Below are 14253 nucleotides of genomic sequence, written 5' to 3'. Positions count from 1 at the left end.
CGCTAAGCCCCAAGGCCGACCTCCAGCGGCGCGCACCCCGTACCGCGCGAAGCGCTCCCCGCTCCGTGGGCGTCCTGCTGGTCGGCTGCGTGCCGCGCCCGGCCGTGCAACACCCACCCTCGTACCGCAGAAAGTAGCCGTCCCACTGGTCCCCTTTCCCTCTTCTCTCCACTGGACCCGAATAGGACAACGTCGGTTCCACTTTTTGGAGTTCGGCCCGACGCGGTGTATCGCCAGGCCGGGGCGGCTTCCCGGGATGATCCGGGGCCGTGGTGCCGGGCTGTCAAGCCGGGTGCACGTGCGAACTGCGCCGTTCCATTGGCACTGGCCAGCCGTCCGACGACCGGCGCGGGATGCGGGGTGCGGGTCAGGGGCTGGATATCGATGGGGCCCTGACCCGCGTGATTCGATCTGCGGTCTCCTTTGACCGACGGGGCCGGCGACCGCTCGTTCGACATCCGTGCATCACCCGCTCGACAGCACGCTGCCGCGAAGGGGAGGCGGCGGCCTCGGTAGCCTCCCGCGCCGCCCGGTGCGGGAGCCGAACGACGCGAAGAGGCTTGACCATTGAGCAGAGACAAACGTCCGCGGATCCCGGGGGCTTCGCGGACCACGATGATGCGACGGTGGTCACGACGGTGGATCACCGTCATGACCACCGTCCTGAGCGCGGTGGCGGCCCTGCTGGCCGTTCCGTTGACCGCTGCGCCGGCGCAGGCCGTGAACGGGGACGGCAGTTCGGCGTTCGCCTCGTACAACATGGACGGCACCAACAACGGCGCTCGGTGGACCTCGGAAGTGGCGCCAATGGCCAGACGGAACCCGCTGGTGGCCCTGCAGGAGGCCGGCTCCGGGCCGCCCTCGCCGGCGACCCGGGACGCCGGCGACCGCCGCACGATCGACATCGGGCCCCGCTCCCACAACCAGCCCAGTACCGTCACGTACACGCGCTGGCGGGCCGGCCGGGACGTCTACCGCTATGTGTACTTCCTGCAGACCGACGCCCGCAGGGTCAGGCTTACCGGCCAGGACGTCTGGATAGGCGGCCGGACGAACCTGGCGACCGTCAGCGACACCCCGGCCGACGAGGTCCGGGTGCTGGAGAACCCGGCCTACGACCCGGACCCGTCCGCCCCGAACGACGCCTACCGGTCACGTCCACTGCTCGGCCTGCGGTTCGGGAACACCTGGTACTGGAACACCCACGCACGCGGCGGCGACGTCCAAGGACTGCTTCGCCAGGTCCGCGACTTCGCCGCCACGGACACTGCCCACCCCAACTGGGCCCTGGTCGGCGACTACAACCTGGACATCCTCAACCGCAGCGACGCCGAGGCCCGCGACCAGTCGCTGCACCTGCGCTCCGACGAAGCCCTGCTGCGCACCAATGAACCGACGTACATCAACGGCACCAGGCTGAGTGAGCTGGACTACGCGGTCACCCACGGCCTGCCCGGCGGCTTCACCGCGACCCGCCCCGATGGCGCCGGAGCCGACCACTCGGCGGTGCTCTTCGGCCGGACGCCACCGCTGCCCCAGCCGGCCGTCCCGTCACACGCCTTCTCCATGGAGCTGTCCACACCGACCGGTGCCGTGATGCAGGAGAACGCGGACGGCACGTACGGGCTCGGTGCTCCCGGCCACGGCAACAACCAACTCTGGAACATGTACACCAGCGGCGCGTACACCCGCTTCCTCCGAGGCGCCAGCGGGAACTGCCCCTCTGTCGCACTGGACGCCCACAGGGACGTGGACTCCCGGATCGTCGCTGGACCGTGCGACGACCCGCGGGCGCGGTGGACGCTCACCGACCCGGACGAAGACGTGTGGTGGAACGAGGACAACGGCGGACCGCAGCGGTGGCGGAACGTAGCCGTCCCCGAGCTCTGCCTGACCCCGTCCAACAAACAGGTGACCGCTACGCCGTGCGCCGATGACGCCGGCCAGCTCTGGTGGGACAGCGCCGCCGAGCTGCCCAAGAACTGGCCGACGGCCGCCGGCAACGTGCGCCTGGAATCCGCCTGGCTCGACCACAGCCGACTTCGCCGCAGGGGCAACGTGTCCGGGACCGGCACCTACACCGCACCCACGCCGTCCAAGTGGTGGTGGATCTACTGGCTGCGGCAGGAGCGCATCGACTACGGCTGGAACATCGAGCAGATCAGCCCGTACGACAACCTCGTGCGCTTCAAGAGCCTGGACGGCACCAACCAGTGCCTGGGCGCTCGCGATGAGCATGCCACCTCGCTGACGGATGCCGTACTGCGGACGTGTGACGAATCGCGCGGCGTCGACGGGGCTGGCCAGCGCTGGCAGGCCGAGAACTACGCGGACGGCACCGTCCGCTATCGCAACGAAGCCAACCACCTGTGCCTGCTGGGCCCTGACGCCGACAGGGGCAACGTCCGCATCGCCACGTGCAACGACATCCCGGCCGAGCGCTGGAGGGTAGTGAACCCCTGAACTCGTGAACCCCACCGGCCCGCCCGGGCCGACGTACGGCCGGCCCAGGCGGGCCGGTTCCCCTACGGGCCCGGCCGCCTGCGGTTCCGCATTGCCCGACACCCTCGCCTGCCGGGCCCCGGGAGGGGTCAGTGGCCGCTGCGGTGGTCGTAGACGGTGAGGGACAGGGTCTTCGTCGCGGCCTGGGCACGTGCGGCATCCAGGCCCTGGTCGACCGCTTCCAGGGCTGCGGCCGCCGGACCCCGTACGGCCAGAGGCAGGCCGTCGTAGGCGGAGACCCGGTAGGCCACCGTGCGACGGGCCTCCCGCTCCTCACTCACTCACCCCGTCAAGAACGAGGGGAAAAACCGGATACCGCGTCCGCACGGGCCTTCGCCCAGACCATGGAGCACCTGACCTCCGGCCGGTCCGCAGCGTGGTCGCGTCGGCTGCGAAACGATATCGGAAACTATCTGTGGTCGTTCTATGGGGGACTCATCGACCAGCTCGCCCACCGCATCCCCCCTCCCCGCCTACCGCCGCCAGCGCGCCGTCACCATCGCCGCATACACGTGGCTCGACCTGGTCGAAGTCTCCGTCGGCATCGACCTGCCCGGAACCGTGCACCGCCTGTCCAGCTTCCGCGACCTGCGTGACGCCGCCAGCGAGTACGTCGGACTGTGCAACGACATGTGGCCCCTGGAACGGGACCAAGGGGCGGGAGGCTTCCACAACGCGATCCTCCTCGCCCAGCACCACCAGGAGCTCACGCTCCAAGAGGCCGTGGACCAGGTCAACGACGTGCTCACCGGCTGCGCCCACCTAGCGGCCCAGGACGTTGAGGTTGCGGTGCTTGAGGGGGGAGGCGGGCGATGTCCTCACCTGGGGTCTCGTGGCCCTCCGCGCGGAGCTGAGTGACGGCGGCGTCGATGTACCGGGTCGTCCAGAGCACCACGGCGTTCAAGACCAGGCCGAGCGAGCCGAGCTGGTCCTCCATCCCGTCCCTGTACGCTTGGTGGATGGCGCCGCGCTTGCCGTGGCACACCTCCCGGGCCAGCTTGTGCCGCGACTCCTGCACGGTGAGCTGCCGGTTCATCTGCCGCCGGTAGGTGTCATCGACCGGGTCCACCATCCGCAGCAGGTGCTCGGTCTTGGCGATCCGCCCGTACTCGGCGAACGCCTGTCCTAGCGGGGTGGGGTGGCCCTCGCGGCCGAACATCCGCAGCAGGTCGTAGGCGCGGCCCTGGTTGGTGACCAGGGAGCCCGCGACCCGGAGCATGTCCGGCCACCACGTGGCGATCTTCTTCAGGGTTCACCCGGTTCCGCGCGAGCGGCTCCAGCACCCCGTACGTCCCCGTCTCCACTCCGGGCATCGTCGCCCGCCAGAACCGCTGGTCGTCCAGGTCCTTGAAGCGGGGGCTGAGGTTGTAGCCCAGGATGCGGAAGATCCCGAACACAATGTCGGAGTAGGAGGCGTTGTCGGTGGCCACCATCTCCGGCTTCACCCCGCCGTCCAGATTCAGCAGCGCGTCCAGGATGTGCAGGGAGTCGCGCGCGGCGTGCCCGGCACGCCCATCTGCCCGATCCCGGCGACCTGGTCGTTGACGGCGTTGAGCCAGGTGATGCCGCGCTTGAACCCGAAATACTTCGGCGACGGCGCGGAGCTGATGGTCCGCACCGGGACCACGAACCGCAGCCCGTCGACCGAGGCCAGCAGCCCATCCCCCAGCACGCGACGATCGCCACCTCGGACTGGGCCTTGATCAGCATCGCGTTCGCCGCGGCGATGGTGTCCGCGCGCAGGTAGAACTGGTCGACGTGGACCAGGCGGGCACGGATAAGGGCCTCGTAGCCGGGGTTGGTGACCGGGGTCATGCCGATGTTGCACGCCTCGCTCACCAGCAGCGCGACGACCGAGGTGGTGAGGTCCTTCATCCGGGTGGTGCCGTCCCCCAGGTGAACGAAGGCGTCGAGGAACTCAGTCCAGAAGTGGACCTCGAACAGCAGGTCCGGCAGGTCGATCTTCGGGAGCATCTTCTCGACTCACTCGCGCAGCCAGGCCAGCGACTTGGGCTCACCGAGTTCGCCCAGTTTCTCCACGTTCAGCTTCACCCGGCCGTTCGGCAGGACGTCGAGGGACACCCTCGCGTCCTTGCCCGCCGACTCCAGACGCTCGACCATCTGTTTCCAGCCCGCGTCCAGGGCCCGCACCAGCTCCTCCAGGTGCTCCTGCACGGGCATGTCCAGGCTCAGCCCGGCCAGCACGTCCTCGCGCACCGCGTCCCACGCCGCCCCGTCCAGGAGCCGGGCCCTCGGGTCGGACCAGCGGTGCGAGGGCGAGGCGGCACCAGCTTGTCGTCGACCTCGCGCGGCAGCAGCGGCTTGTCCTTCACCCGCCGCCGGGCCAGCGCGGGCAGCCGCTTAACGATTTAGCTGACGATACATCAGGAAAGTCAGCATCAGCACCGCCACCGACCTCCAGAGTCCGCCAGAGCACGCCAAGATCAACCACTAGCTCCACCGCGGCTGACCAGAGCCAACAGGTCAGCAAAGGGTGAGCAAGGGCCACACGCCGGTCCCCCCGCACTGCTACGACCTACAGGCCCACTTCAACTGCGGACGCGTCGAAGACGCGAGCAGAGGGCAGTGGTGCAGCACCGGCTCGTTCCTGGTCGGCGTCGCAGGCCCCGGCTCTGACGTGTCAGGGGGTGTGCTCCTCTCCGAGAACGGCCTTGCCCAGTTCGGGCGTGAACTGAAGGTATTCGTACTCGACGCCGCCCGGGTGGCGGGCCAGGAAGACCATTCCGGCGGGGCCCTCGAAGGGCGGCATCGTCAGCTCGGCGCCGTGGCGCAGCACCGTCTCCCGGGTCTCGTCGAGGTCGTCGACGATCACCGGGCCGACCGTGCCGCGGTAGCGGTCCATCGCCTCCTGGGGCCCGGACAACACGCAGAAGCCGCCGGTGAAGGCGATGTCGAAGCGGCGGAACCGCACCCGCAGGTCAGGCTCGGCACCGACCAGTTCGCCGAGGACCGCCAAGGCGGCGTCCATGTTGGGGGTGAGTACACGGGAGTAGGTTTTGAGGATCACGGGTCTGCCTTTCGGGTCAAGAACGTTCTTCTGACGTCTTCGGGGATTCAGGAGGCCGCTACGGCGTCCGTCACGGGTGCGTCTCGCAGCACCGCGAGGGCCTGCCGGGCCACGAGGTCGGTCTCGCGGAAGCCCAAGGCGTTCGTGCGGGGCCTGCTGAAGGCACCTGCGATGCGCAGGGTGGTGTGCGGCCCCAGCGCGAACAGCCGCGGATCAGTCTCGCCGGCGCCGTCGATGACCCGGCCGCCGATGCCGGAGGTGTGGATGCGGCCGGTCGGCACCGTGCCACCGCCGGTGAGCACCTCCATGCCGAGTCGGCCCCGGCGGTGCAGGGCGCGCACCAGGGGGTTGGTGGTGTGCTGGATGTCCGGTCCGGGCAGCCAGGCGTCGACGAGGGTGTCCGCCACGACCGTTCCGGACGCGAGCGGGCTGCCGCCGAGGAAGCGGCCGCCCCGCTCGTCGGGCTCCACCCGCATGTCGGGTCCGACGAACGACACGATCCCCGCACGCTCCAGGGCGAGCAGCTCGCGCAGCCGCGGGGCGGGCGGGCCGCTGCCGAGATGGCTGAAGAAGCTGAACCACCAGCCGTCGACGTCCTCGACCTGGGAGGCGGCGTCCAGCTTGCCGGTGGCCGCGGCCAGCGACATGTGCCGGAAGACCGACAGCATCGCCGTGAGGGCGCCGAGGTCGGCGCTGTACTGCGGGTCGGCGCACCGGGCCAGCACCGCCTCGACGTGGGCGCGCACCTGTCCGGCCGGCCCGCCGGCGGCACGGAGCCCGGTGAGCGGGCGGTCCAGCCGGTCGAGGTCAAGCCGGTCGCGCGCCTCGGGCACGGCCTCCTCCAGCAGGGCGGTCATCTCACCGCTCGCCCAGGACGGCCCGGCGTAGCGCTCGGCGAACTCCTCGAACGGCATCCGTACCCGTTCCGGGTGGCCGGTGAACAGCTCGGTGTAGTACCCCCAGCCGATCTCCTTGGCCACCATCGGCCACAGATCGGGCCAGAACCGTACGGGGGCGGGCCGCCGCGCGAGCCGGTCGATGTTCTCGGGGGTGAAGAACCGGGGCAACTGGGCGGGTTCGCCCTGCAGCGCGTACCCGGCCTTCGGCCGGTAGGGCACGCCACGGCGGGAGCCGACGTGCAGCATCGGTTCGGCGCCGGACGGACGGTAGGTCAGGGTGCCATCGTTCGCGCTGTCGAACCGGCCGCCACGGCCCTCGGTGAGCAGCGCCAGCAGGTCCATGAACGCCAGGCCGAAGCCCCGTACCAGGACGGTCTCGCCGGGGGCTATGTCCGAGAGGTCGACGTCGGCGGTGTACGCGGGCGGGTAGTACTTGCCGCCGTGGCGGCGGGCGAACTCCGCGGTTTTGCGCCCGGATGCGCCGGGCTCGGCGTCCAGGTGCCCCACGGTGAGCACGACGGCATCGGCCCGCAGCGGTTCCGGCTCGTCCCGCAGCACGAGCATCTGCTCGCCACCGTCCCCCTCGGTAAGGTCGAGGGCTTGGGTGACGTGCACGCGCACCTCGACCGTGGCGGGGCGGGTGTCCAGCACCCGCCGGAAGCACCAGCGCAGGTACGCGCCCTGCAGGCGCCGTGTGTGGAAGGTCGTGGGAGTGCCCGTGCGCACCTCCTCCGCCAGGTCGGGCGGGACGTCGGCGTCCAGCTCTCCCGCCCGCACCTGTGCGACCCACTCCGCCAGCGACGGGCCCGGCCGCGTGGGCCCCTCGCACTGCACGGTGTCGTCGGTGAACATGGTGACGTCCTGTGCTCTGGAGTTCATGAGCAGCAGGGACGACTGGTCGTCGCGCCAGACCCGGCCCCCGCCCGGTGGGTGGGGGTCGACGAGGTGTACGACGAGGCGGCGGTCGCCGAGCAGTTCCGGAGCGCTCGCGCAGACGCGTTCGAGCACCCCGATTCCCTTGGGGCCGGCGCCGACGACGGCGAGGACGGCCGGGCGCAGCGGTGTCATGCGGACTCCACTCGTGGGCTGGTCGGCGGAACCGTTCGCGCGCCGGGCGCGGAGGGCGGGTCGCCGCTACGGCGCCCGGTCGCGGAGAGCAGTTCCTTGGTGTACGGGTCGCGCGGGCGGGCGAACACCTCGGTCGCCGCCCCCGCCTCCACCACCCGGCCACCGCGCATGACCAGCATCCGGTCGCTGATGTGGTGGATGACGCCGAGGTCGTGGGAAATAAACAGCATGGCGACGCCGAGGTCGTGCTGCAGCGAGGTCAGCAGATCGAGGATCTGCCCCTGTACCGTCACATCGAGCGCGGACACCGGCTCGTCGCACACGATGACCTCCGGGGCAGGTGCGAGCGCCCGGGCGATGTCGACGCGCTGGCGCTGCCCGCCGGAGAGCTCCCGCGGCCGTCTGCCCAGCACGCCGGCCGGCAGGCCGACCTGGTCGAGCAGCTGCACGACCCGGGCGCGGCGCGCGGCACCTTTCAGGGGCACCGCCTGGCCGATCAGGCGCTCGACGGTGAGCCGGGGGTCGAACGAGCCCAGCGCGTCCTGGTGGATCTGCTGGATCCGCCGGCGCTGCTGCCGCCTGCGGCGTTCGGGGATGCCGCTCCAGGGCTGCCCGTCGAAGCGGACCGATCCCCCGTCCGGCTCCTCCAGGCCCAGCACCATGCGCGCGGTGGTGGTCTTGCCGGATCCGGACTCGCCGACGACCCCCAGCACTTCGCCGGCGCGCAGTTGGAAGGAGACCTCGCGGACGGCGTCGTGCAGGTCCCCGTCGGAGGAACGGAACCGCTTGGTGAGGCGATCGGCCTCGACGAGGACCCGGCCCGTCGGCGGGGCCGCCGTGACCGTCCGGACGGGCGGGGCCGTCACCCGGGGCAGCGGGTGCCAGCACACGAACTCGTGTCCGGGGCCGGCTTCGGCCGTCCCGGGCAGCTCGCGGGCGCAGCGCGCGTCGGCGGCCGGGCAGCCGGCCGCGAAGGAGCAGCCGGCCGGTTCGGGGGTGTGCCCGGCGGGGGCCGCTGCCGACAACCGGGTGCCCCGGCTCTCTCCGGTCGGAGCCGCCGCGAGCAGCGCCCGGGTGTAAGGGTGCCGCGGGTGGCGCAGGACCTGCCCGGTCGGCCCGCGCTCGACGATCCGCCCGCCGTGCATCACGGCCACGCGGTCGGCGGCCCGGGTCACCACGGTCAGGTCGTGGCTGATGAGCAGGATCGCCATGCCGGAGGCCCGCAAGGTACCCAGGAGGTCGAGGACCTGGGCAGCGACAGTGGCGTCCAGTGCCGTCGTCGGCTCGTCCGCGACCAGCAGTTCCGGACGCCCGGCGACGGCCGACGCGATCAGTGCCCGCTGCCGCAGGCCCCCGGACAGCTCGTGCGGGTACTGTCGGGCGCGGCGGGCGGGTTCCGGCACACCGACGTCCTCCAGCAGCGAGAGCACCCGGGCCCGTGCCGCGGGGCGCCGGACGTCGTCGTGGGTGCGTACGGCCTCGGCGACCTCCGCGCCGACCCGGCGCAGCGGGTCCAGGGCGGCCATGGCGTCCTGCAGGACCAGCGAGATGCGCCGTCCGCGTACCGTCCGCCACCGCGACTCGTCGAGTCCGAGCAGGTCCAGATCGCGGAAGGCCAGCCGCCGGGCGCTGACGCGGGCCCGGGCGCCGGTCAGGCCGACGAGCGTGCGGGCGGTGGCGCTCTTGCCGGATCCGGACTCGCCGATGAGCGCGAGGCACTCCCCCGGCCCGATGTCGAAGGAGACGCCGCGCACGGCGTGCACGCGTTCGGCACCTTTGCCGAACACCACCTCGAGGCCGTCCACGACCAGGTGCGGTGGGCTGGCGGGGTTCACAGGTCATTCCTCCCGGTGAAGCGCGACCGCAGGCGGCGGCCGGCGACGTTCACGGCGATCACGGTCAGGGTCACGGCCGCCCCGGGGAAGACGTCGACCCACCAGGCGACGGCGAGCACGTCCTTGCCGTCGGAGAGCATCGCGCCCCAGTCGGCGGTGGGCGGCTGCACCCCGAGGCCGAAGAAGCTCAGGGCGGACGAGTACAGCAGCGAGGTGCCGAACCCCACCATGGCGAAGACGATCAGCGGGCTCACCACGTTGGGCACGATGTGCCTGCCGATCACGGCAGACCGCCGCAGACCGAGGGCGGTGGCCGCCTCCACGTATCCCGAGCGGCGCACCACCAGCACCTCGGCGCGGACCAGCCGGGCGTAGAGCGGGACGAACGGGATCGCCACGGCGACCGCCACGTTCACCGTGCCCGGCCCGAGGACCGCGATGACCAGCAGTGCCAGCAGCAGCGAGGGGAGGGCCAGCAGCACGTCGGTCACGCGCATCAGGACCTGGTCGAGGAGGCGGCCGCCGAGCCCGGCCAGCAGTCCGAGCGCGGCGCCGCAGACGACCGCCAGGCCGGTGGCCAGCACCCCGAGCACCAGTGCGGGCCGGGTGCCGTACAGCACCCGGGTGAAGACGTCGCGCCCCAGCTGGTCGGTGCCGAACCAGTGCGCGGTGCTCGGCGGGCGCAGCACGTGCGCCAGGTCCGTCGCGTTCGCGCCGGTGCCGGTGAACAGTCCGGGGTCGATCGCCACCAGGACGATCAGGGCCGGCAACAGGGCGACGGCGGCCTTCGCGGGGTGCCGGATCGTCCTTCTCGCGGGCGCGGCACCCACCGGGGTGGTGTCCAAGGTACTCACGCGGCGGCCTCCTTGACGCGGACGCGGGGGTCGACGGCGAGGTGCAGCAGGTCCACCAGGGCCGAGGTCACCACGAACACCCCGCTGGACAGCACGATCACGCCCATGATCACGGGGAGGTCGCGGGTGGTGACGGCCTGCAGGACCAGGGCTCCGATGCCGGGCCTGCCGAAGACCGTCTCCACCGGTACGACTCCGCCGAGCAGCGAGCCGACCAGCCAGCCGGTCAGTGTCATCAGCGGCACCGCGGCGTGACGGTAGGCGTGCCGCAGCAGGACGGCGGTCCGGCTGAGCCCCCTGGCCCGCGCGGTCACCGCGAACGGCTCGGCCAGGGCCGTCTCCAGACCCTCCCGGAGCACCTGGGAGAGGATCCCGGTGACCGAGAGGGCCAGGGTGATCGCGGGCAGCACCAGCGCGGACAGATCCCGCGCGCCCGCCACCGGGAAGATCCGCAGCTGGAACGAGAAGACGCTCAGCAGCACGATGCCCACCCAGAATTGCGGTGCGGCGGTGATGACGAGCTCGGCGGTGGAGACCGCCCCCCGCACGGTCCGGGATCTGCCCGCGGTGGCGACCGCGGCCAGCGAGGCCGCCAGCAGGGCCAGCAGGAGACCGGCCGCGGCCAGCTCTGCGGTGGGCCAGAGTCTGCTGCCGATCAGCTCGCCGACGGGCTGCTGCAGCTGGTAGGACTCGCCCAGCCGGCCGTGCGCGAGGTCGTTGAGGTAGCCGAGGTACTGCACCGGCACGGGACGGTCGAAGCCGAAGTCCGCGCGCACTTGCTCACGCAGCGCCGGCGTCGCCATCGTGTTCGGCCCGAGCAACCAGTCCACGGGGTCGCCGGGCAGCGACTGCAGGGCGAGGAAGCCCAGCGTGGCCGCTCCCCAGACTACCGCGACCGCCGCGAGCAGCCGCTTGCCCACCGCCCGTGCCGCAGCGCCTGCCCGTGCCGCGCCGGCCCGTGCCGGCGCGGTCCGGGCCGGCGCCGGTGCAGCCTGTTCCGGTGCGGTCTGTGCTGGTTGACGTGTCGTTGCCATCATGCCTTCCAGGCCCCGTGGAACATCAGCCACGCGTTCACGTCGAAGGCGACGCCGTGCACGTCGCGGGAGAAGCCGTTGATGGACGCGGGAACGTAGAGCGGGAGCACGGCGCCGAGGCGCAGCACCCGCTGCTGGGCCCCGGCGTAGGCGGCACCGCGCACCGCCGGGTCCGCGGTGGCGGCGCCGGCGTCGGTGCTGCGGTTCACGGCGGCGTCGTCGAGGAGCGACACGTCGGTGCCGGCGGGCGGCCGGTGCGCTCCGTTGAAGAACAGCCGCAGCAGGTCCGGGTCGGCCCCGGCCCAGCTGACGCTGAACAGGTGGTACTTGCCCGCGGCCAGCTTCGCGTTGTATTCGCCGGCGGTCAGGTTCGGGTGCAGCACCTCGATGCCGATGCGGGCCAGGTCGGCCTGCACGGCCTGGTCCAGCAGACCGCGCTGCTGGCGGCCGGCGCCTGCGGGCAGGGCGGGCCAGTACAGGGTCAGCCGCCGCCCGGCGCGGGTGCGGTAGCCCTGGGCGTCGCGCCCGGTCCAGCCCGCCTGGTCGAGCAGGCGCCCGGCAGCCACGGGATCGTGCCGCAAGGAGCCGTTGAGGGACGGGTCGTAGAACGGGGTGGCCGGTGACAAGGGGCCCCAGGAGCGCTCGTACTGGCCGAAGTAGACCGCTCCGACGTCGAGGCCGACGTTGACGCCCTGCTGCACGGCCAGGCGCACCCGCTGGTCGTCGAGCGGCGCCGCGGTCGTGTTCAGGTGGATGCCGTAGGTCGCCCCGGGCTGGTCCCTGCGCATCAGGGACAGGTTCGAGTCCGCCTCCAGGGTCTTGACCCGGATCGGAGGGATGCTCCGGGCGCCGTCGATCTGACCACTCGACAGCGCCCCGACCCGGGTGGAGTCCTCCGGGAGGATCCGCAGGACCACGGAGCGGAGGCGGGCCGGGCCCTGGTGGTCCGCCGTGCCGGGCGCCCAGGCGTAACGGGGGTTACGGGTCAGCACGATGCTCTGGCCCTGGGTGTAGCGGGTGAAGGCGAACGGCCCGGTCCCCACGTCCGCCGGCCCGCCCGCGCACAGCTCGCCCGCGCGCTCGGCCAGCACTTTCGGCGAGTAGAACCCGAGGTAGGGCGTGCCCGCCGCGCGCAGGAACGACCCGAACGGCCGGGAGAAGTCGACCCGCGCGGTGTGGCTGTCGACGACGGTGGTGCCCGCGTAGGGACCCATCAGGTTCACCGCGTACTGCGACTTGGTGCCGGGCGCGACGATGTGGTCGAAGTTGGCCTTCACGGCTTCGGCGGTGAACGGAGTGCCGTCGGTGAACGTCACCCCGTGCCGGAGGTGGAAGGTGTAGCTGGTGAAGTCCGGCGACACCGTCCACGACGTGGCCAGCCACGGGTGGAAGCCGTGTCCGGCGTCCTCGGACACCAGGGAGTCCAGCACGTTGCGCTGGATCTCCGCCGCGCTGTCGGCGGAGGTGGCGTGCACGTCGAAGCAGGCCGGCACGGCGTCGATGCCGAAGGTCAGCGTGTCCCCGGCATCCGGTGCGGCGGAACCGGAACCGGCCCGCCCGCCGGCACCGCAGCCCGCGACGAGCACGGCAACCGCCACGACGGCGGCGCCGATGCGGGGCAGCCTGTGCGAGCGGACGGGACAGGCTCCCTCGTTCCGGTCATTCGGCATGCGTGGCGCCGAGCCATGTCCGCGCGGTGGACACCACCGCTGCACCGTCGGTGTCGGCGAGCTTGCCGGCCACGAAGTCCTCCGAGAACGGCGAGGTCTGCACGCGGAACGGCGGCGCCGGGTCGGTCAGTACGTCCAGCACGATCGCGGCGACCTCCTGCGGGGTCTGCACCGCCGAGGCGATCATGCGGGGGACGTGCTGGAGGTAGTTGCGGAAGGCGGGCCCGTAGTCACCGGCGCCGGCCAGCATCGCGGGTCGGTCGACGGGGATGTTGGCCACGAAGGACGACGACACCGGGCCCGGCTCGATGACGGACACCCTCACTCCGACCTCGGCGGCCACGGGCGCCAGGCTCTCCAGGTACACCTCCGTCGCGCCCTTCGAGGCGCAGTAGGGCTCGTTGAACGGCTGCCCGGCGACCCCGTAGGCGCTGCCGACCGTGACCAGCCGGCCCCGGCTGGCCCTCAGGTGGGGCAGGGCCGCCTGGGTGACCGCGATGGTGCCGAAGAAGTTGACTTCGAAGGCGGCCCGGATCTGCTCCATCGACAGCAGTTCCAGGGTGCCGACGCTTCCCACGCCCGCGTTGTTCACCACCGCGTCCAGCCGGCCGTACGCCGCCAGCACCTCCGCCACCGTTCCGGCGATGGACGCCTCGTCGGTGATGTCGAGGCGGCGGACGTCGAGTTCGACGCCCGCCTCGCTCGCGGCCGTCCGCAGGGCGTCGGCGCGCCCGGGGTCGCGCAGCGTCGCCACGACGGTGAACCCCGCCCCGGCGGCGGCGACCGCGGACGCCAGCCCGATCCCGGACGACGTTCCGGTCATCAGCACGACGCCGCACGCCGGCCCAGCCTTGTCCTTCATGTCTTTTTCCACCCTCATCTGACGTCGTGCAGAAATGCACGCCCGGGCCGTACCGGATTACGCAATGAAAAGAAAACAATTTGCACGGCCGACGCTAACAAGGCGCCCCGGAAGGCGACCACCCCAGATCGATTCCGTTAAGGATGCGTCTTGGCCCGGAAAAAATAGGGGTCCCACTGGGGTTGCCCGGACCCGGCCACGGCCACGGGCCTGGCACCCGGGTCCGCAAGGCGCCCGGCAACCGCCCACCAACACCTGCCCTACAGGCGGTAAAGGCATAACAAAAAACCGGACGACCGATATAAAAACCACCCGGGCAGAATCCGCAAAAAGGGACCCAATGCAGCCGGTGTAACGTGAAACATGTGCCCTTGTGACCTTAGTTACAGGCGCGTTCACGCCGCGCTTGCTACCGTCTCGGAGTAGTTTTTACAAGCCCCCGCATTCAGCGGATATACGGTGCCTGGCCCACTCGGGCACCACCGGATGCGCGTGAATCTC

General features: G+C 71.5%; 9 protein-coding genes and 2 pseudogenes. 2 read left to right on the top strand and 9 right to left on the bottom strand.

Annotation, left to right across the window (positions count from 1 at the left end; all coding sequences use genetic code 11):
- Positions 1–651 precede the first annotated feature (651 nt).
- Positions 652–2463: an exonuclease/endonuclease/phosphatase family protein gene (locus tag AS857_RS05305; RefSeq protein ID WP_245699586.1), complete on the top strand. Its 1812-nt coding sequence runs from the start codon at positions 652–654 to the stop codon at positions 2461–2463.
- Positions 2464–2591: 128 nt separating this feature from the next.
- Here AS857_RS05305 and AS857_RS39435 read toward each other — a convergent pair whose 3' ends face one another.
- Complete coding sequence (locus AS857_RS39435; RefSeq protein WP_144440726.1) at positions 2592–2783, bottom strand: hypothetical protein; 192 nt, start codon at positions 2781–2783, stop codon at positions 2592–2594.
- A 145-nt stretch (positions 2784–2928) separates the two neighbouring features.
- On the opposite strand from AS857_RS39435, the pseudogene AS857_RS42260 reads away from it, so the two are divergent.
- Positions 2929–3192 (top strand): annotated as a pseudogene (locus AS857_RS42260) (terpene synthase family protein); the annotation flags it as partial.
- A 75-nt stretch (positions 3193–3267) separates the two neighbouring features.
- Here the strand turns inward: AS857_RS42260 and AS857_RS41020 are convergent.
- The 8 genes and pseudogenes from AS857_RS41020 to AS857_RS05260 all read right to left on the bottom strand — a co-directional run.
- A pseudogene (locus AS857_RS41020) lies at positions 3268–4803 on the bottom strand (transposase); the annotation flags it as partial.
- Positions 4804–5143: 340 nt separating this feature from the next.
- A complete protein-coding gene (locus AS857_RS05290) occupies positions 5144–5530 on the bottom strand; it encodes a VOC family protein (RefSeq protein WP_058041920.1) in 387 nt (128 codons plus the stop codon).
- 47 nt (positions 5531–5577) lie between these two features.
- Positions 5578–7497, bottom strand: coding sequence for an FAD/NAD(P)-binding protein (locus AS857_RS05285; RefSeq protein ID WP_058041919.1), 1920 nt, complete (start codon positions 7495–7497; stop codon positions 5578–5580).
- Entirely contained in the window at positions 7494–9332 is a 1839-nt protein-coding gene (locus AS857_RS05280) for a dipeptide ABC transporter ATP-binding protein (protein ID WP_058041918.1), read from the bottom strand. Before AS857_RS05280 ends, AS857_RS05285 begins: the two co-directional genes overlap by 4 nt.
- Positions 9329–10186: an ABC transporter permease gene (locus AS857_RS05275; RefSeq protein ID WP_216823941.1), complete on the bottom strand. Its 858-nt coding sequence runs from the start codon at positions 10184–10186 to the stop codon at positions 9329–9331. Before AS857_RS05275 ends, AS857_RS05280 begins: the two co-directional genes overlap by 4 nt.
- The gene (locus AS857_RS05270; RefSeq protein WP_058041917.1) at positions 10183–11106 is read right to left on the bottom strand and encodes an ABC transporter permease; all 924 of its coding nucleotides are present in this window, start codon (positions 11104–11106) and stop codon (positions 10183–10185) included. Before AS857_RS05270 ends, AS857_RS05275 begins: the two co-directional genes overlap by 4 nt.
- Positions 11107–11219: 113 nt before the next feature.
- Complete coding sequence (locus tag AS857_RS05265; protein WP_058041916.1) at positions 11220–12890, bottom strand: ABC transporter substrate-binding protein; 1671 nt, start codon at positions 12888–12890, stop codon at positions 11220–11222.
- Positions 12880–13752 carry an SDR family NAD(P)-dependent oxidoreductase gene (locus tag AS857_RS05260; protein ID WP_058041915.1) on the bottom strand — a complete coding sequence of 291 codons (873 nt, stop codon included), beginning with the start codon at positions 13750–13752 and terminating at the stop codon, positions 12880–12882. The genes AS857_RS05265 and AS857_RS05260 overlap by 11 nt, the downstream gene beginning before the upstream one ends.
- Positions 13753–14253 lie beyond the last annotated feature (501 nt).

Source organism: Streptomyces roseifaciens, from assembly GCF_001445655.1.
GTDB classification, from domain to species: domain Bacteria; phylum Actinomycetota; class Actinomycetes; order Streptomycetales; family Streptomycetaceae; genus Streptomyces; species Streptomyces aureoversilis.
This window is presented reverse-complemented; position numbering and strand designations above follow the sequence as displayed.

Coding starts and splice junctions, on each gene's coding strand:
- AS857_RS05285 (WP_058041919.1), bottom strand. CDS start 7,497: ATGACACCGCTGCGCCCGGCCGTCCTCGCCGTCGTCGGCGCCGGCCCC.
- AS857_RS05305 (WP_245699586.1), top strand. CDS start 652: ATGACCACCGTCCTGAGCGCGGTGGCGGCCCTGCTGGCCGTTCCGTTG.
- AS857_RS05265 (WP_058041916.1), bottom strand. CDS start 12,890: ATGCCGAATGACCGGAACGAGGGAGCCTGTCCCGTCCGCTCGCACAGG.
- AS857_RS05260 (WP_058041915.1), bottom strand. CDS start 13,752: ATGAAGGACAAGGCTGGGCCGGCGTGCGGCGTCGTGCTGATGACCGGA.